Here is an 18,271-nt window from a genome sequence, read left to right on the forward strand (position 1 = left end):
TGTAAGTTTGGCTAAATGTGATGGTTATGGATATATCTGAAAGTATTTTAAGATTAGAAGAGGAATTGAATACCACCCTTACAAAAGGCAATCCAGCAAAAACCGTAGGCAGGAATTCTTACTGCGTTGACGAAAATAATGAAGTCATTATACTTAATTTAAGTAAAAATCATTTGGAGGTACTACCTGATTTAAGTGCATTCCCCAGGCTTCTCGAATTGGATTTAAGCTTTAATAAGCTAACGAATTGCCTGCCACTTAGAATTTTAAAGCGTTTGGTTAAGCTTAATATAAAGAATAATATCAATATTGTCAATATTGATTTCCTTGAAAACTGTGATAAAATCACATACCTGCATCTAGGCAGCAACAGCATTTCCGATATTTCACCAATCCAAAAATTACGCAATCTTGAGACACTGATACTCAATAATAATAAAATTAGAAGCATTGAAAGCCTTAAGGAATTAATGTTTTTAACCGAATTGGATTTAAGTTTCAATGAAATAAACATCATCCCCAGCTTTATTAATTTTAAAAGGCTTACTACGCTCTCGCTTACAAAGAATGGGATAGAGGATGTCTCATTTTTAGAAGGTTTAACCAGCCTGAGGAATCTATCCCTTTCCTCAAATCAAATTAAAGATATCTTTCCTTTGATTAATTTAAAAAACCTCAAAACCCTTGATTTGGATTATAATCAGATTGGAATTGTACCCATTGAACTCAGCAATTTTTTTATTGATTCAAGGAAAAACCTAATCAATCCTTTGGTTAGGCCTCCTAAATTGATTTTTGAGCAGGGCAGGGAACAAGTCCTTAAGTACTATAAGGACATGGAAAGCCAGGACTGGACTGGCATTGAGATTGAAGGGCCGATTGATGAACCTGAAGAAATCTTTGGACGGATTAAAGGAAAAAAAACAGTAAAAAGCCCCAAAATCCCAAACGAACCTAAAAAGGAATACACAGCTCCTAAAACAACAGAAAGTTTAGGGAAGCCTATAGAAACCAAAAAGCCTGCAAAGACATTGCCTATAAATGAGGCCAAGCTGATTTTTATTGGCAATGGCCGTGTTGGTAAAAGCTCCATCAGGACAAAGCTGATGAATAGAGAGGATAAACTACCGGAATTAAGTACTCATGGAATGGATGTTTTTGAATGGGACACCATAATCCAAAAGGAAAATAATCCTATCAAATTCAAGTTTAATATTTGGGATTTTGGCGGACAGGGTGAATACAGGACTGTGCAGCAGTTTTTTTGTGCCAGGAATTCCATATATGTCTATGTTACTTCGCATGACGACCAGACCATCAACCACAATGATGAATACATCGATTTTGATTTTTGGTATCCTTTTGTAATGATTTACAGGAATGATACCGACAAGGAAAAATACAGTCCGTTAATACATGTACGCAACAAAACGGATGTTGGTGTACTTCCGTTAAATGAAAGCAGCTACAGGAAACTATATCCTAATATGTATCCCGAGTTCATACAGGTGAGTTGCAAGGATAATTCCAATATGGATGTGCTCGAGGAACTAATCAAAAAAGTATTGACGCAATTGGGCTCAGACATATTTAGTGAATATCCTGTTTCCTGGATGATGGCTAAAGCGGAGTTTGAAAAAATGAGGAACCACGAAGTCCCTTTTATAACAAGGGATTATTTTGATGAAATCTGCAAAAAGAACGGAATGGATGATGAAGCCATTGAAATTTGGATTAGGATTCTTGACAGCATCGGTACGATTACCTATTTTGGAAAAATCGACAGGCTGAAGCACTTGGTAATCTTAAATCCGGAATGGCTTAAAGAGGCGGCTTACAGAGTGCTGAAGAAAAACCATATCCGCAATAATTATGGAGTTTTCAAGGATTTTGATGAAATATGGAAAGGAGCAAAATACCCTAAGGATCGATTTAAGGATTTAACCGAATTGATGCGGGCTTTCGAAATTTGCTATATAGGAAAAGACGAGAGAAACAATACGGCGTATTTCATACCCTCATTATTTGCCAAAAAAAGTGAGGACCAGCAGGATGTTTTTGATAAATTGGTTAGTGAACATTCTAAAGATGAAGAATGTTATCTGTTTAAAATTACTTACGATTTATATATGCCGGCAGGAATACTGCACAAATTAATGATTAGGCATAGCAATGAAATTGACAGCCGCCATAAATGGTCAGACAGTGTTATCTTTAATTATAAGGGAACGTATGCCGAAGTAAGCGAAAATTGGAAGAAAAAAAGGATACTGATAAAAATCCAGGGTAAAAATCCCGGATACATTTACAGGTTTGTAACCAATGGGCTGAAAGTAATTGGAGAGGAATTGGTTGAAAGTAAATCCATAAGGCCTTTAAAATTCAGGACCACGGCGTTTTATAAAGGGAGTTACGAAAAAATAACTTCGTTAGAAAAGAACCCGTTGGCTGTAAAGCATTTCAATTTCCTGTTTGAAACAAACAGAAAGAAAAGGATATTCATAAGCTATTCGAAAGATGATTTAGACTGGGTGCTTTCATTTACCAGGAGCTTAAAGACATTACTGCAGGATAATCTTATCAGCGTTTGGTTTTGTACCGACATGATTCCGGGCGACGAGGTGGATAAAAAAATCAAGGAAGAGAGTGAAGGCGCCGATATCATCTGTTTTATGTGTTCGGATAAATTTTATGATACGCCATATATTATAGAAAATGAACTCAGACCTGCATTAAAAAGAAAAGAAGAAGGTGGCAAACAGATTTTACTGCCTATCATTGTAGATCATTGTAGATGGATTACAGACGATCCTGAAATAAATTTGGGAAAATATAACGCTCTTCCTTATAGGGCAAAACCGGTTTCCGATTTCGGGAATATCAGTTATGCATGGAAGCAGATCAATTGGTTCCTGGAACAGGTGGTTAAAAATAATTTCAATGGAGACATGTTGGATTTTGATTTGAATATGCCAGCGGAACTTAAAAAAATATTACAAAGGCAGATAAAAGGGGAATTGGATAAAAAGACCAACCTGACCACTTATCTTGCATTATTCCGCGGCGTTAAAACTCCTGATAATAAGTCAATAAAAATGGGTGATTTAAAGCATTCAATGGAAGCTGCAGGATTTGTCAATGTACGCACTTATATTCAGTCAGGAAATGTATTTATTGATTCTGGTGAACCCAATCAAAATATAGTTTCTGATATTATCAGCAAAACAGTAATGGAATCGTTTGGCCTGGATGTACCGATACTCATAGCTACCAAAGAAGATATAAAAGCCTGTTTAGAGAACAATCATTTCCTCAGGGAAGAAGATGCTGATTTAAAAAACCTTTATGTTTCATTTATTTCCAATAAGGTTTCCAGCCAAACAGCTGCAAAGCTTGACCTGAGCTTCATTGAGCCCGATAAGATCCAATTCGACGGAAGACGCATTTATTTAAAATACCTTACATCGAAAGCAGAGAGCAAACTCAATAATAATTGGATAGAAGAAAACCTGAACGTAATTTCAACTATGCGGAATTGGGATACGATAGAAAAATTATACCAAATGTTCCAGGAGAAATAATAATAGTATAATTAATAACAATGATTTCGTAACTTTAGGGACTGATTCAATCCTTACATTTGACAACAATTTTAATCAACATAACACCATGAAAAGAAATGCAACCGCAGTTTGGAAAGGTTCCTTAAAAGAAGGAAAAGGAGCACTTACCACCCAAAGTACCACATTAAACAATACACAATATTCATTCGGTTCCCGTTTTGAAGATGGTGTGGGAACCAATCCGGAAGAATTGGTAGCCGCAGCACATTCGGGTTGTTTTACGATGCAGCTTTCAGCATTTATTGGCGAAGCCGGATTTACACCAGACAGCATTGAAACGAAATGTGTCATCGATTTCCAGAACGGAAGCATTGTGAGTTCTACTTTGACCGTAGAAGCCAAAATCCCGGGAATCTCCAACGATACGTTCCAGGAATTGGTAACCAAAGCAGAGAAAAACTGCCCAATCTCAAAATTATTGAATACCGAAATCAGCTCATCAGCAACCTTGGTATAACGAATCCAATAATCTACATAAATGAAGCCTCATTTCTTTTAAAGTTATGAGGCTTTTTTTATTTAAATTAGCACTAAAAATACTATCAATATGAATCTGGAAAAAGAACTCGCTAAGAAGATAATTTCTGAAGAAGAGGAAATAGACAACCGCACTTTTGGAGAAAGGGTAGCAGATAAAGTCGCCGATTTTGGCGGCAGCTGGACATTCATCATTTCATTCCTGATATTCATAGTGATTTGGATTGGCGTCAATGTCTTTATTTACGTAAACAAGGAGTTTGACCCGTATCCGTTTATACTGCTCAACCTGATATTATCGTGTGTGGCTTCGCTACAGGCGCCTATCATCATGATGAGCCAAAACCGGCAGGAAGACAAGGACCGTGAACGTGCAAAAAAGGATTTCGAAATCAACCTCAAATCGGAAATGGAGATTTGCGAGATCAACCGAAAGCTGGATATGCTTATAAAGCATTATAAATTGGAAGAAAAGAAGTAATTACGAATTATATAAATAACTGTGTAATATGGTATTAATAGATAATGTCTGGAAAAGACTAATCATTTGTTTGATTTTTTCTGGTTTTATAAGCAAGATTGTAACCAAGATTATAGCCAATCTAACAGACTGGAAAGTTAAATTTAGCGCTTTATTTATAGGTATGATATTGTATTTCATATTGGCAGGCATTTATAGAAGGCATGAAAGGCGGATGAACAATCCGTAAAATATACTTTAAATTCATAATTATATTTTACTTTTGCTAACAATGGATGATTTCTCTCCAATAAGAAGGAATTGATATTTTGGAATAGCCCATAACGAGTTTGGGTACAAATTAAAGATTATGTCAGTTTTAGAAAAAATGAGTTCAGCCGAAGCAATTGCTTTAGAAAACAAGTATGGTGCGCACAATTACCATCCGTTACCGGTAGTTTTGAGCAAAGGAGAAGGGGTTTATGTTTGGGATGTGGAAGGAAAAAAATACTACGATTTCCTGTCAGCCTATTCAGCAGTAAACCAAGGGCACTGCCATCCAAAAATCGTTGGCGCCATGTTGGAGCAGGCGCAGACTTTGACGCTTACCTCGAGAGCTTTTTACAATGATAAATTAGGAGTTTACGAAGAATATATTACCAAATATTTTGGTTTTGATAAGGTATTGCCAATGAATACCGGAGCTGAAGCGGTGGAAACAGCTTTGAAGCTTTGTCGTAAATGGGCTTACGAAAAGAAAGGAATCAACGAAAACGAAGCGCAGATTATTGTTTGTGACGGAAACTTCCACGGAAGGACTACAACCATCATTTCGTTTTCAAATGATGAAAATGCCCGTAAAAACTTTGGCCCCTACACAGCAGGATTCATAAAAATTGCCTACGACGATATCGATGCTTTGGAAAAAGCCATCACTTCCTCAAAAAATATTGCAGGTTTCCTTGTAGAACCAATACAGGGTGAAGCCGGGGTTTATGTGCCAAGCGAAGGTTATCTGGCGAAGGCCAAAGCTTTGTGCGAAGCAAATAATGTATTGTTCATTGCAGATGAAGTTCAAACCGGAATCGCACGTACCGGGAAATTATTGGCAGTAAACCACGAAAACGTTCAGCCTGACATTTTGATTTTAGGTAAAGCCATTTCGGGTGGAGCTTATCCTGTTTCGGCAGTCTTGGCAAATGATTCGGTTATGAATGTCATCAAACCGGGACAACACGGTTCTACTTTTGGTGGAAACCCGGTTGCGGCAGCTGTTGCCATTGCGGCACTTGATGTTGTAAAAGATGAAAAACTGGCTGAGAATGCTGAGAGATTAGGAAAAATATTCCGTTCCGAATTGGCAAAATATATTGAAACCTCAAACATTGCGACTCTGGTTCGTGGAAAAGGCTTGCTGAATGCAGTTGTAATCAACGACACCGAAGAAAGCGATACGGCCTGGAACATCTGCATGGCTTTGCGCGACAATGGTTTGCTGGCAAAACCGACCCACGGAAACATTATCCGTTTTGCACCACCTTTGGTAATGAATGAAGAGCAGTTATTGGATTGCGTTTCAATCATCATCAAAACACTAAAGCAATTTGAAAGATAATCCAACAATCTAAAAATCTAACAATCTATTTATGGAAGACCAAAACAAATTAAGTTTAGACCATTTAGCTGTTCAGGCGCTGAGGGAAAGTGCCAAATGGTGCATGTTTTTAGCGATTGTCGGATTCATTTTCATCGGATTGATGGTAATGGCAGGAGTTTTCATGACTATTGTTATGTCGGCTATGCCTGCAAACTTACCAAATGATCCTTATGCACAATTGGGTATGGACAATCCTTTCATGAAGATTAAAAATTATATTGGGATAATTTACTTTGTATTTGGACTTATTAATTTCTTCCCGGTTTATTATTTGTTCAATTATGCCAAAGGCACTAAAGATGCTTTGGACAGCGGAAGGGAAGAAGTGTTGAGCAATGCTTTGGTGAATTTGAAATCACACCACAAATATTTAGGGATATTTACGATTGTAATGCTTTCGCTTTATGTAATCGGAATTATTGCTTTGATTGGTTTCGCCGCTTCGTATGCAAGCTCGGGACTCTAACCAAGTTAAAATATAATCATTTAAAACCAGCTTATTCAGCTGGTTTTTTTATTTTTGAAGAAGTGAAAATCCATACAATGAAAAAACTTCTTATTCCTTTAATGTTCGTGGCAATCATTGTTGGTTTGTTTGAGCAATCCAAAGACAAACCCAACATTTATATCTTGTGCGCAGCAGTTGCGGTGTTTATGTATGGAATGATGGTATTGACCTCAAAAGTTCCGAGTAAGGATAAGAAAGAAGAAATGGAGGACGAAGATGAATAAAGGCGATAAGGTTTCGGTTTTGGATGATGCGATTGACGGAATTGTGGTTGATGTCAAAGGTTCTGATGTTACTATTGAAACTACGGATGGTTTCAACCTGACGTTTAAAATTAATGAGCTCATCAGGATTGAAAGCAATCCGATGAATTTCAGCTTTAACAAAAACCAGGTGATAAGCGAGAAGGAAGTTGTGAAGCCCAACTATAGCAACAAAGCTCCAAAATCAAAAAAGGAAATCCCTGTTCCTGAATTTGACCTGCACATCGAGAAACTGGTCAAAAACCACAAATCGATGAACAATTATGACATCCTGACCAAACAGATTGACACGGCAAAATACCATATCGAATTTGCCATCAAAAACCGAATCCCAAAGATTGTATTCATTCACGGAGTTGGTGAAGGCGTGTTGAAATCAGACCTTGACTTCCTGTTGGGAAGGTACGATAATGTTGTTTTTCAAGATGCTAATTATCAGAAGTATGGACAAGGCGCAACAGAAGTTTACTTTAAGCAGAATGCGAAATAAGTCACAAAGTTCCAAAGTAGCAGAGTCCCAAAGTTTTTTTGCTTTTCTTTTGTATGCTTCTGACACTTTATAATTTTGCTACTTTGCTACTTTGCTACTTTGCTACTTTGCTACTTTATAATTTCTCCAACTTATAGTAATTAATCAACAAATCGACAAACTTACTGTAACTGTCAATGCCTTCTTCCTGCTGGTTTGCCTTTAGGTATTGATCATAAAAAGCATGGAAACCTTTATCGATAAAAGTGTCGTACTGCCTCCAGAAAAGCTCACTTTCCTTGTAATTGGCTAGGATTCCCGGATTTATTTTTGGCTTTAAAGCCTTGAATTTTGCTTCATCTTTCAAAAATACATTCTCCAGGCAGTAACGCAGCGCATTGGAGTAAGCCGAATATTGAAAATACAAATCCTCATTTTTGATGCACGCCATAAAACCAATGAAATTGCATTCGCTTTCGCTGGCATAACCAATCTGATGCGCCATTTCGTGGCAGATTACATTTGGGAAACCATACATCGGCAGTTTGTAATTGACCTGAGATTCATTGGTAAACGGATTCAGGTAACCGCCAAATCCCATATAAGTCAGTGGCAGACTGAATAATGATTTCTTCCGGCTTGGAATTTCATACTTGAAATAAGGATGTATTCTGGCAAGGTTATCATAACCGTTCTGCGTCATAATGAAAATGCTGTCCTGCGAATACGGATTGATTACCTTTTGATTTTTGTTATGTGTAATGGCAAGCTGTACTTCGTTGGTTTTTACAATCAGTTTTTCGGTGAAGGCATATAAATCCTCGTTGGTGTATTCACGTTGGATCCTCATTTTTTCAAATAAAGGTTCGCGATAATAATTCAGCGCCCATAAAATGTGGAACACAAAATAGAAAATGGAAAAGCCGCCTGCGATTTCCAAAAGATTATCTTTCCACTCACTGCGCCAGGTTTTTCGGTTTTTCCAAATGGAAGCCAGTAGATAAATAATCAGCAATCCATATAAAACATCTCCAACCGAAAACGGAATCCAACCCAAAAGGAATCGCTCAACCTTTGAAGTGAAAGCATACAAACCATTGCTGTAATAACGCTCAATGACTTCAGGAAAGAAAGCCAAAACCTTTAGGAAAATGATCTGGAATAACAGGAAAAGAGGAAGAATGTATTTGCGTTTCACTATGCAGATTTAAAATGTAAATATAATGACTAATTAATTTCTGAAGAAGTTAAACTTTGTAACTTTGTGCTCTTGAAAATTTAACTAATACTATATAATGAGCCAGGAAATCAGAAACCTTGAACCCAAAGTGCTTTGGAATAAATTTGCCGACCTAAATGCAGTTCCGAGACCATCTAAAAAAGAAGGAAGAGTAATTGAATTCATGAAAAAATTTGGCGAAAGCCTTGGATTGGAAACCTTTGAAGACGAAATCCGAAACGTAATCATCCGCAAACCGGCAACTAAAGGAATGGAAAACCGCAAAACCATTGTCCTGCAAGGGCATTTGGATATGGTGCACCAAAAAAACAACGATACCAATTTTGATTTTGATACTCAGGGAATCGACATGTATGTTGACGGTGACTGGGTTCGTGCCAAAGGAACCACGCTTGGCGCGGATAACGGACTAGGAGTAGCAGCCATCATGGCAATTTTGGAAAGCAAGGACATTCCGCATCCTGCCATTGATGCACTGTTTACCATTGATGAGGAAACCGGAATGACCGGCGCATTAAATTTGAAAGGCGGAATTCTAAAAGGTGAAATCCTTTTGAATTTGGATACGGAAGAAGACGATGAAATTGATATTGGCTGTGCCGGTGGAGTAGATGTTACCGCAACAAGAAGCTATAATGAAGAGGAAACTCCTGAAGGTTCTGTGGGTTATACAATTACTGTGAAAGGTTTGAATGGTGGGCATTCGGGTATGGATATCCATAAAGGTTTGGGCAACGCCAACAAAATCATGAACCGTTTATTGTTTGACGGATTTGAGAATTTTGGTTTGCAGATTGCTGAAATCAACGGAGGAAGCCTGCGTAATGCTATTCCACGTGAGAGTGTGGCAAAAGTTATTGTAGCCGGAATGTACGATGAGGCTTTTGTGTTTGATATGCAGGAAATCATCAATGATATTAAATTTGAATTTAAAACCACTGAGCCAAATCTTGCTATTGAAATCGTAAAAGGCGATCTGCCTAAAAAAGTAATGGATTTAGGTGTTCAGGAAGGGTTGATTCGCTCGATTTATGCTGCGCACAATGGCGTTTACCGAATGAGTGCCGATATGGCTGATTTGGTGGAGACTTCGAATAATATTTCAAAAGTTGTGGTAAAAGACGGAAACATTTCCATCCAAAACCTGACGCGCTCTTCGGTGGAAAGCTCTAAGTTTGATTTGGCAAATGCCTTGCGTTCGGCTTATGAATTGTTTGGCTGCGAAGTGGAATTTGCAGGAAGTTATCCGGGTTGGACACCAAATGTCAAATCGGAAATCCTGGATGTCCTGGTTGACATTTACGAAAAACAAAACGGAGCAAAACCAAATGTTGTGGCATGCCACGCAGGTTTGGAATGTGGGATTTTAGGAACCAATTATCCGGGTATGGATATGATTTCGTTCGGGCCAACAATCCACGGAGCGCACAGCCCTGATGAAAGAGCTTCAATTAAATCATCGCAGAAATTCTGGAAGTTTTATTTGGAGATTTTGGCAAACATACCAGTAAAGAAATAACAGAAACCCGCTTAGCAATAAGCGGGTTTTTTTATTGAAAATTATTTTGGGAAATTATATACTTTTAGTACGAATTTTACGTTATCACAAAAACACTGACAAATGAAGAAAATCTTGCTTCTCGGAATGATTTCGGTTCTACTTTTTTCCTGCTCTGAAGACAGGAAACTGGCCAAAGTGGAACGTGCTTTTTACTATTGGAAAAGTAGCTATCTGGATAGCGGTGAAAACACTGCCCTGAAATTTTACCATGCCAATAAGTTGTATATAAAATACTTTGAAATTGACTATTCTGAAGCAATGGGGAATTATCCGTTGGATAAAACCCAAATCGGGGAATACAACAGGGAAAAGATTGACAGCCTTACCATTATCCCGACCATTTATATCAAGAATGAAATTTTTCAGTACAACAAGGAACACGATTTAGACAAACTTGCCGACAATATTGTGTTCCTGACAGACAAATACAGCAAGGAGAAATTTGAAAACACGTCGGTCGCCAATGAAATCCAGATTGATTGCGACTGGACCAAAACTACTAAAGAGAAATATTTTTACCTACTCAAAAAAATAAAGGAACTTTCCAAGCGCGAAATCAGTTGCACGCTGCGTTTGTATCCTTACAAATACCCTGAAATCATGGGAACGCCGCCAGTTGATAAAGCAACCTTGATGTGTTATAATTTGGTAAAACCTTTGAGTGATGGCGATAAAAATTCGATTCTCGATTTAAAGGAACTCGATTCCTACCTGAACCTCAAAAAGGAATATCCGTTGCCGTTGGATGTGGCTTTGCCCATTTACAGCTGGACGCATTGGTATCAGAACAATCATTTTTCGGGCTTGCTGACCTTGGGTTCCAAGGAAATAAAAACCTTTGCCAAACCAATAAAACCATTGTGGTACGAAGTTACCAAAGATACGTCACTGAATTACGAAACCTATTTCCGAAAAGGTGACCAGCTCAAATGCGAGGAAATCAATGCCAAACTCATCAATGATGCGATAGCCATAATCAAAAAGAACGTCGTTTTAAAGGACGGCTGTACGATTGCTTTATTTCACTTAGACGAACATATCCTAAATCAATATTCCAATGAAGAAATTAACGGTTTCTATACTGCTTTTACTAAGTAGCATCAATAGCTTTGGATGTGGTTATTCGCCTTATGGCGAAGATATCCGGTATTGCCTGTTCCATCCCGATTATTTCAATTTCAATGCCTATTTCCCATTTTATTACAATGCGAATCAGTTTGGACTTTATGGCTATGATTCCGATGAAGAACGGACAACAAGCTTTTACGAAAGCAATATTTTGGATTGGTACAATTTTGCCCAAAAGAAAGTGCCGCTTTCTGAAATTGAAAAGTTCAATTACCATTTAAAACTTACCGATATCAGTGCAGGCTGTGGCAATGCTTTTTTGGATTATCTGTATAAAAACAAAAAATCAAAAGCGCTGCGTTACCTGATGTTTTCCAAAAAATGCGAAGATTTCAATACGCTGCAAACCGAAGATGTCTGGGAACGAAAAAGAATTGATAATTCAGCTAAAATCGAAAAGTTTTATGACGAGTTATTTGCTGCTTACAAAGCTGAAAGCAGTGATTACCTAAAGCGTAAATATGCTTTTCAGTGCATTCGCTTTTGTTATTATACCAACGATGCCACATCGATAAATGCCATTTTTGAGGAAACATTCAAGGGTTCAAAAAAAGATTATCTGTACTACTGGAGTTTGTACTTTACCTGTTTTTCGAGTGATGCTGACCGTGATGTAAAAATCGCGAACCTTTTTGCGTATTCTCCCGAAAAAGCCTTGGCGGTGTATCATTATTTCCATGAGAGTTTTTCTTTGGAAAAAGCTTTGGCGCAGGCCAAAACCAAAAGCGACGTGGCTAATTGCTATGCGTATGCTTCGGCACAAAAGACTGATAGGAATTTGGAGAACCTCAAAATTATGTACGGCAATAATGCCAATTCAAGGATACTCGATTTCCTGCTTTTACGTGAAATCAACAAAATTGAAGACTGGATTTATACGCCTTATTATTCCAATTACCTGCCTTCTATAGAGGAAACCAATTATTATTGGAGCGGCACTGAAGACAAAATTACCACAGAAGTACTGCGCCAGCGCTCTGAAAAAGACAGGCTCTATGCTCAGGAATTGCTCGATTTTGTCAATACCGTCGATTTTTCAAAAGTGAATAACCGGGTTTTGTGGAAGTCAGCGCAAATCCAATTGTTATTCATGACCCGGAAGTTTGACGAATGCCTGGCTAAAGTTGACGCTTTTCAAAAACAACATTCCAACGAAAAAATATTTCAAGAAGTGGAGCAGATAAAAGCACTCTGCCTTACTGCAAACCAGCCTTATGGAAAAGCAATTGTAAAGGACGAAGTAAAACCGATTTACCTAAAATACAACAGCAACAGTCGCTTTGTTTTTGCACTGGGAAGGGAATTGGAGTTTTTAGGAAACCTTCCTGATGGAATGGCGATGATCAGCAGTATCAATAAAGATAACCAATATTATATGTACAGTGAAGGTTCGACAGGAGTAGAGTGGCAGGGCAATCGTTTGAAAACGACCGATAACCTGAGTTACTTTTATGAGTATTTTGATTATCTGGATTTTGTGTATTCTGCCAACCAGATGCAGGTTATTGTGAATAAATTAAATACTGATATCAGCGATGATTTTGAAAAGAAACTGTATCACTATTTGTTATCCGATAAAAATTACCTAACCGATTTGCTGGGTACCAAATACTTGAGGGAAAACCAATTGAATAAAGCCTTGGTAACCTTCCGTTCGCTGTCTAAAAAATATTGGGAGGAAAATTACAATCCGTGGGAACACGACCGATACAAGGAAGAACTCCAGTTTGATCAAAATCCGTTTTACTCTTTCAAATACACTGAAGATTTTATTCCGCATAAAGAGAAATTCATTGTGACCAAACTTTCAGTGACCGAGCATTTGATAAGTTATCTTAAGAAAGCCAACAATCCAAAAACTGCCGATAGGGATTATTATTATTTCCTTGCAGCCAATTGTTTCCTGAATATGGATTGTAGCGGGAATTCCTGGATGATGCGTCGTTACCAAAGCAGTTCTTCAAGTTATAACGAAGGTTATTATGATGTTTCCTATATCGATGAGAAGGAATACCGGACAAGCCAGTTGGCACAGCATTATTATCAGTTGGCATTTGACCAGGCAAAAACTCCCAAGTTTAAAGCGCTATGCCTACGTATGATTGACTATGCTGAATTTGGTTACCCGGATGATTTTGCCAAAATGAAAGCAGCCTATCCCGATTATTATTCGGAACTCTCCAGTTGCATGAACCTGGATTCTTATTTTAATTCCAGAAGATAAAGTCAGCCCGCTTCCACAAGCGGGCTTTTTTATTCATTCTTAGGTTAATAACTTTATTAAGAACAATTAAAAATAGTTTAATTCTTATTTGGATTTAGTTTAAATAATATTTTACATTTGCCGAATAATAATCTAAGCAATGAAATTAAAGGTATACACGTTATTCTTTTTACTGTTTTCAATTGGTTTATCTGCACAGGCTCCGACTTTAAACGACAGTTTGGTAAAAAAACTAAAAGCCGAAATCAAGGAAGAGCTTCGTCAGGAAATGATGAATGAAGCCAAAAACAAACCACAACAAACATCAACTCTCGATAAATTTTCGCTTCACGGTTATGCAGTGGCCAATTATTATAACTATGATTATGATACCGATCCAAGCTTAAAAGACAAGATTGATGCTGAACGTCTGAATATTTACCCTGAATACCAGTTCAATGACTGGATTGCCTTTCGTTCTGAAATTGAATTTGAACACGGCGGAACCGGAGCTTCGGTTGAATATGATACCCAGGAAGAGTTTGGTGAATTTGAACAGGAAGTTGAAAAAGGAGGAAGCGTAAAAGTGGAGCAGTTATATGTTGATTTTGCCATCAAACCGTATTTCAATATTAAGGCGGGAAGATTGAAACTGCTTTTCAACCTGGCGCAGAGCCTGGATGACCCGGATGAATATTTTACCACGCACAGACAGGAAATGGAAAGTGAACTGCTGCCTTTGGGTTGGTACGAAACCGGAATTTCATTTTACGGAACTTTTGCAAATAAAAAACTGAACTATGTTTTCTCTATCGTAAACGGATTGGATTCTTCGGGATTTAGCTCGAGAGGCTGGGTGAGAAGAGGTTATCAGGAGAAATTCGAGATGGTCAATGCCGAATCGTTTGCTGCCATGATGCGTTTGGATTATAAATTTGGGAAAAACAAACACACTTTTGTCGGTTTGTCAGGATACATAGGTGATTCGGCTAAAAACAGGCCAAAAACAGATATGAAGGAAACAGCGTATGTGACTATCGCGGAAGCGCATTTTGCATACTATGAATTTCCGTTTAGGGTTTATACTTCGGGAATCTTCGGGAACCTTGAGAACTCAAACATCGTATCTATAAAAAATGCCGCTTTGTCCAATAATTTAGGAGTGGTTAGAACTCCGGTTGGAAAAAATGCCGTTGGTTTTACCACTGAGATTGGATACGAAGTATTGCACCATTTCAATTTTAAGAAAAACATGCTTTATCCATTCGTTCGTTATGATTATTATGATACGATGTATGATGTTGAAGGAAGCGTAATTGACAATGACCGATGGGAAAGAAGCTCGATAACTGGTGGAATCAACTGGGTGATAGCACAGGAAGTTACTGTGAAAGCACAGTATTCCAACAGAAGGTTGGGCTCTAAAAAATACGATTTGTCAACCTTGGAATATACCGGCGGAAAACAAATGGAAAATACTTTTTCAGTAGGGCTTGGATTTGAATTTTAATAAACAACTTAATAATATAGATATGAAATTGAATAGAATTTTAGGAATTGGATTAGTGCTTTTGGCACAATTGGCTATTACTTCTTGTAGCAATAATGATGGCGAAAGCGTTGACCCAAATGCACCATTGTATAAAACGGTTTTGACGAATGTTTCGCAGGACGTTATTACCAAAACTTACGAAACCATGAATACAAATTCGCAGGCTTTGGTAAATGCAATTTCTAATTTTACCATTGGAGATGAAGCTGAATTGACTGCAATGAAAAATGCCTGGATGGCAACACGTGAGCCATGGGAAAAATCAGAAGGATTCCTTTATGGTCCTGTTGATACACAAGGGATTGACCCAGCTATGGATTCATGGCCGGTTAACGTAAACGATATCAATGCGATATTGAACAGCAGTGGCGACATTACACCGGATTTATTGGAAAACAACAACGAAGCCAGAGGTTTCCACACTATGGAATATTTCATTTGGGGACTTAACGGAACTAAGACAGCAGCCGATTTTACCGTTAGGGAAAAAGAATATTTGTTTGCAGCTGCCCAAAACCTACATGCAAAAACGACACAATTGTATGAAGGCTGGATTGCTTCAGGAGGAAACTACCAAAACTATTTCATTACTGCAGGTGACGCCGGAAACGCGGTTTATACTTCTCAAAAAACAGCTTTGTTGGAATTGGTTGACGGTATCATCACTATCGCTGACGAAGTGGGTAACGGAAAAATCGAAACTCCGTTAAACGGAAATAATGGTGGGCCAAAACCTGAGGCTGAGGAATCACGTTTCAGCAACAACTCCAAATTGGATTTCGCGAACAACATCAGAAGCATCCAAAATATCTATTTAGGAGATTATAACGGTGTTGATGGTAAAGGTTTGACGGATATTGTTGCAATAAAAAACGCAACTTTAGATACCAACATCAAAACCAAAATCACTGCAGCAATCAATGCAATTGAAGCGATTCCGGGAACATTCACTTCTGCGATTACCAACAACAGGCCGGAAGTTCAGAACGCTCAGGCTAAAGTTGCAGAATTACAACAATTGTTAGACAGTAGTTTAAAACCATTGATTTCTAACTTGTAGAAATCACACTATACATGAAAAGGAAAAGAATTAGAATGCCTGGATTATTCCGGCATTCTTTTTCTGCTTAAAATTAGATTATGATTAAAAATACTTTTTTGCTTGCCATTTTCAGCTCGTTTTTGTTCTCCTGTAACAACAATGACGATTATGTTGATTTGCCCGATTTGAACGAAAGATTATATGCTGGTGGAGAAACTACCGTTTTTTCAGAAAACAGTACCGCTTTCCGAACTCCGGCCGTAAATATCTACGGAACCGATTTGGATATGCATTTGCTTGGTGATACCGATTTTGAACAGGCATTTGTCACAGCGCCGGCGCAAATCAATAATGGACTGGGAAGTATTTTCAACAATACCTCTTGTGTTTCCTGTCATCCAAAAGATGGAAGGGCAGCATTTCCTGAGAATATGGTCAATCTGAGCGGACTCCTTTTAAGAGCCAGCATTCCGGGAATGGATGCTCATGGCGGACCAAATCCTGTTCCGGGTTTTGGTACACAAATCCAGAACCAGGCAGTTTTCGGGACGTTCCCTGAAGCGCGCTATCAGGTTGCTTTTGAAACAAAGACTGAAACACTTGCCGATGGAACTGTAGTTACGTTGAGAAAACCAGTTATTAGCTTGTATGATTCCTATATTCCTTTTCCGGCTAACGGAATGCTTTCCCCAAGGATTGCAACTCCGGTTTTTGGTTTAGGCCTTTTGGAATCCATTCCTGAAGCTAATTTATTGGCAATCCAGGATGTGAATGATACAGACGGTGACGGAATTTCTGGAAAGGCAAATTATGTTTGGGATCCAACGGCAAATCAATTGAAAATTGGACGCTTTGGATGGAAAGCCGGAGCACCAACCGTTTTGGTTCAGTGTGCCGGAGCTTATGTGGATGATATGGGTGTAACCAATTATGTTTTCCCTAACGAAGTAGGCGCAAGTCAATCCAATGGCCAGGACGGTTTAACAGACGATCCTGAAATTGCTGACGAAACCCTGAATCAGGTGACTTTTTACTGCAGAACATTGGCAGTTCCTGCTCCAAGGAATATTACCACTGATGCGGTTAGAAAAGGGGCAAAAACCTTTGAGGAAATCAGCTGTACCAAATGCCACGTTCCAAAACAACAAACCGGTTTCAACATTATTGCTGCTATTTCTAATCAAACCATTTATCCATATACCGATTTGCTGCTGCATGATATGGGAGCTGATTTAGCGGATAACCGACCTGATTTTTTAGCATCGGGAACAGAATGGAAAACAAGGCCTCTTTGGGGAATTGGCCTGACACAGGTTGTCAATGGCCACACACATTTTTTACATGACGGAAGAGCCCGAAACATGACCGAAGCCATTCTTTGGCATGGAGGTGAGGCACAGGCTTCCAAAGAAAAATTCAAACAGTTATCGACCCAGAAGCGTAACGAATTGTTGGCGTTTTTGAATTCGTTATAATTTCGTTTAAGAAATAATAAAAAAGGGTTTGCCGAAAAGCAAACCCTTTTTGTTTTAAAATTAACCAAACAGAAATAAAAACAAAAGAGGAAAAATCAATCCGGCTATGGCCAGTTTCCATCCTCTTCGTTTAAAGCTAAACTTCCCGGCGGGAATCATAATTGCTCCTGTGACAGCTATTGTTATCAATGATATTCCAAAAATATCAGAGTAATAAATCCACCAATTGGATGTGTTTTTGTGCAGCTTCATCATATGGCTGATGAGTGGTGTTTTCTTAAAGGAAACAATTTCACCTCTACCAGTTTTCATATCAATTTCTACATCATGCTTTTCAAATGAAATCTTAAGTTTCCCTTCTTTTACATTATGACGACGTATTTTGTCATCAATCCCTAGGGCTTTTCCCAAAGAATCTGCAAATGGCTCGTTGATTTTTTCTTCTGCAGGCAATGTAACTTCAATTGCTTTGGTTTCGACGGTGTATTTTTCGGGATGCCAACTTTCACGGTGGTTCATCATAATGCCCGAAAAGGCAAAAGATATGATTAATCCAATGTAAAAATAGCCTAAGTCGCGATGGAGATTCCTGATTTTTGCCTGTTTCATTTGT

Annotated in this window: 15 protein-coding genes; 13 read left to right on the forward strand and 2 right to left on the reverse strand. The window is 38.2% G+C overall.

What is annotated here, in order from left to right; genetic code table 11:
* The first annotated feature begins 26 nt into the window (after positions 1 to 26).
* The 7 genes from L1S31_RS06880 to L1S31_RS06910 all read left to right on the forward strand — a co-directional run bounded on the left by L1S31_RS06880 (position 27) and on the right by L1S31_RS06910 (position 7,478).
* Complete coding sequence (locus L1S31_RS06880; RefSeq protein ID WP_236463895.1) at positions 27 to 3,581, forward strand: DUF1697 domain-containing protein; 3,555 nt, start codon at positions 27 to 29, stop codon at positions 3,579 to 3,581.
* An 88-nt stretch (positions 3,582 to 3,669) separates the two neighbouring features.
* A complete protein-coding gene (locus tag L1S31_RS06885) occupies positions 3,670 to 4,080 on the forward strand; it encodes an OsmC family protein (RefSeq protein WP_236463897.1) in 411 nt (136 codons plus the stop codon).
* Positions 4,081 to 4,170: 90 nt separating this feature from the next.
* Positions 4,171 to 4,581, forward strand: a complete 411-nt coding sequence (locus tag L1S31_RS06890) for a DUF1003 domain-containing protein (RefSeq protein WP_370637870.1) — start codon at positions 4,171 to 4,173, stop codon at positions 4,579 to 4,581.
* A gap of 349 nt (positions 4,582 to 4,930) precedes the next feature.
* On the forward strand, positions 4,931 to 6,175 hold the full coding sequence (gene rocD, locus L1S31_RS06895; RefSeq protein ID WP_236463899.1) for an ornithine--oxo-acid transaminase: 1,245 nt from the start codon (positions 4,931 to 4,933) through the stop codon (positions 6,173 to 6,175).
* A 31-nt stretch (positions 6,176 to 6,206) separates the two neighbouring features.
* Positions 6,207 to 6,683: a hypothetical protein gene (locus L1S31_RS06900; protein ID WP_236463901.1), complete on the forward strand. Its 477-nt coding sequence runs from the start codon at positions 6,207 to 6,209 to the stop codon at positions 6,681 to 6,683.
* Between the two features lie 77 nt (positions 6,684 to 6,760).
* On the forward strand, positions 6,761 to 6,949 hold the full coding sequence (locus tag L1S31_RS06905; RefSeq protein ID WP_236463903.1) for a hypothetical protein: 189 nt from the start codon (positions 6,761 to 6,763) through the stop codon (positions 6,947 to 6,949).
* On the forward strand, positions 6,942 to 7,478 hold the full coding sequence (locus L1S31_RS06910; protein WP_236463904.1) for a DUF8465 domain-containing protein: 537 nt from the start codon (positions 6,942 to 6,944) through the stop codon (positions 7,476 to 7,478). Before L1S31_RS06905 ends, L1S31_RS06910 begins: the two co-directional genes overlap by 8 nt.
* Before the next feature lie 115 nt (positions 7,479 to 7,593).
* Here the strand turns inward: L1S31_RS06910 and L1S31_RS06915 are convergent, their stop codons facing one another.
* Positions 7,594 to 8,655: a DUF3810 domain-containing protein gene (locus L1S31_RS06915; protein WP_236463906.1), complete on the reverse strand. Its 1,062-nt coding sequence runs from the start codon at positions 8,653 to 8,655 to the stop codon at positions 7,594 to 7,596.
* Between the two features lie 97 nt (positions 8,656 to 8,752).
* Here L1S31_RS06915 and L1S31_RS06920 point away from each other — a divergent pair, with 97 nt between their 5' ends.
* The 6 genes from L1S31_RS06920 (at position 8,753) to L1S31_RS06945 (ending at position 17,658) form a co-directional block, all read left to right on the forward strand.
* Positions 8,753 to 10,216: an aminoacyl-histidine dipeptidase gene (locus tag L1S31_RS06920; protein WP_236463909.1), complete on the forward strand. Its 1,464-nt coding sequence runs from the start codon at positions 8,753 to 8,755 to the stop codon at positions 10,214 to 10,216.
* Between the two features lie 102 nt (positions 10,217 to 10,318).
* Positions 10,319 to 11,356, forward strand: a complete 1,038-nt coding sequence (locus L1S31_RS06925; RefSeq protein WP_236463911.1) for a hypothetical protein — start codon at positions 10,319 to 10,321, stop codon at positions 11,354 to 11,356.
* Positions 11,316 to 13,610 carry a hypothetical protein gene (locus tag L1S31_RS06930; RefSeq protein WP_236463913.1) on the forward strand — a complete coding sequence of 765 codons (2,295 nt, stop codon included), beginning with the start codon at positions 11,316 to 11,318 and terminating at the stop codon, positions 13,608 to 13,610. The genes L1S31_RS06925 and L1S31_RS06930 overlap by 41 nt, the downstream gene beginning before the upstream one ends.
* A 139-nt stretch (positions 13,611 to 13,749) precedes the next feature.
* A complete protein-coding gene (locus L1S31_RS06935; RefSeq protein ID WP_236463915.1) occupies positions 13,750 to 15,099 on the forward strand; it encodes an autotransporter outer membrane beta-barrel domain-containing protein in 1,350 nt (449 codons plus the stop codon).
* A 22-nt stretch (positions 15,100 to 15,121) separates the two neighbouring features.
* A complete protein-coding gene (locus L1S31_RS06940; RefSeq protein WP_236463917.1) occupies positions 15,122 to 16,201 on the forward strand; it encodes an imelysin family protein in 1,080 nt (359 codons plus the stop codon).
* An 83-nt stretch (positions 16,202 to 16,284) separates the two neighbouring features.
* On the forward strand, positions 16,285 to 17,658 hold the full coding sequence (locus L1S31_RS06945; protein WP_370637874.1) for a di-heme oxidoreductase family protein: 1,374 nt from the start codon (positions 16,285 to 16,287) through the stop codon (positions 17,656 to 17,658).
* Between the two features lie 60 nt (positions 17,659 to 17,718).
* On the opposite strand, the gene L1S31_RS06950 is transcribed toward L1S31_RS06945, so the two are convergent.
* Positions 17,719 to 18,267: a PepSY-associated TM helix domain-containing protein gene (locus L1S31_RS06950; RefSeq protein WP_236463921.1), complete on the reverse strand. Its 549-nt coding sequence runs from the start codon at positions 18,265 to 18,267 to the stop codon at positions 17,719 to 17,721.
* Positions 18,268 to 18,271: the final 4 nt, after the last annotated feature.

The organism is Flavobacterium wongokense, from assembly GCF_021608265.1.
Lineage (GTDB): Bacteria > Bacteroidota > Bacteroidia > Flavobacteriales > Flavobacteriaceae > Flavobacterium > Flavobacterium wongokense.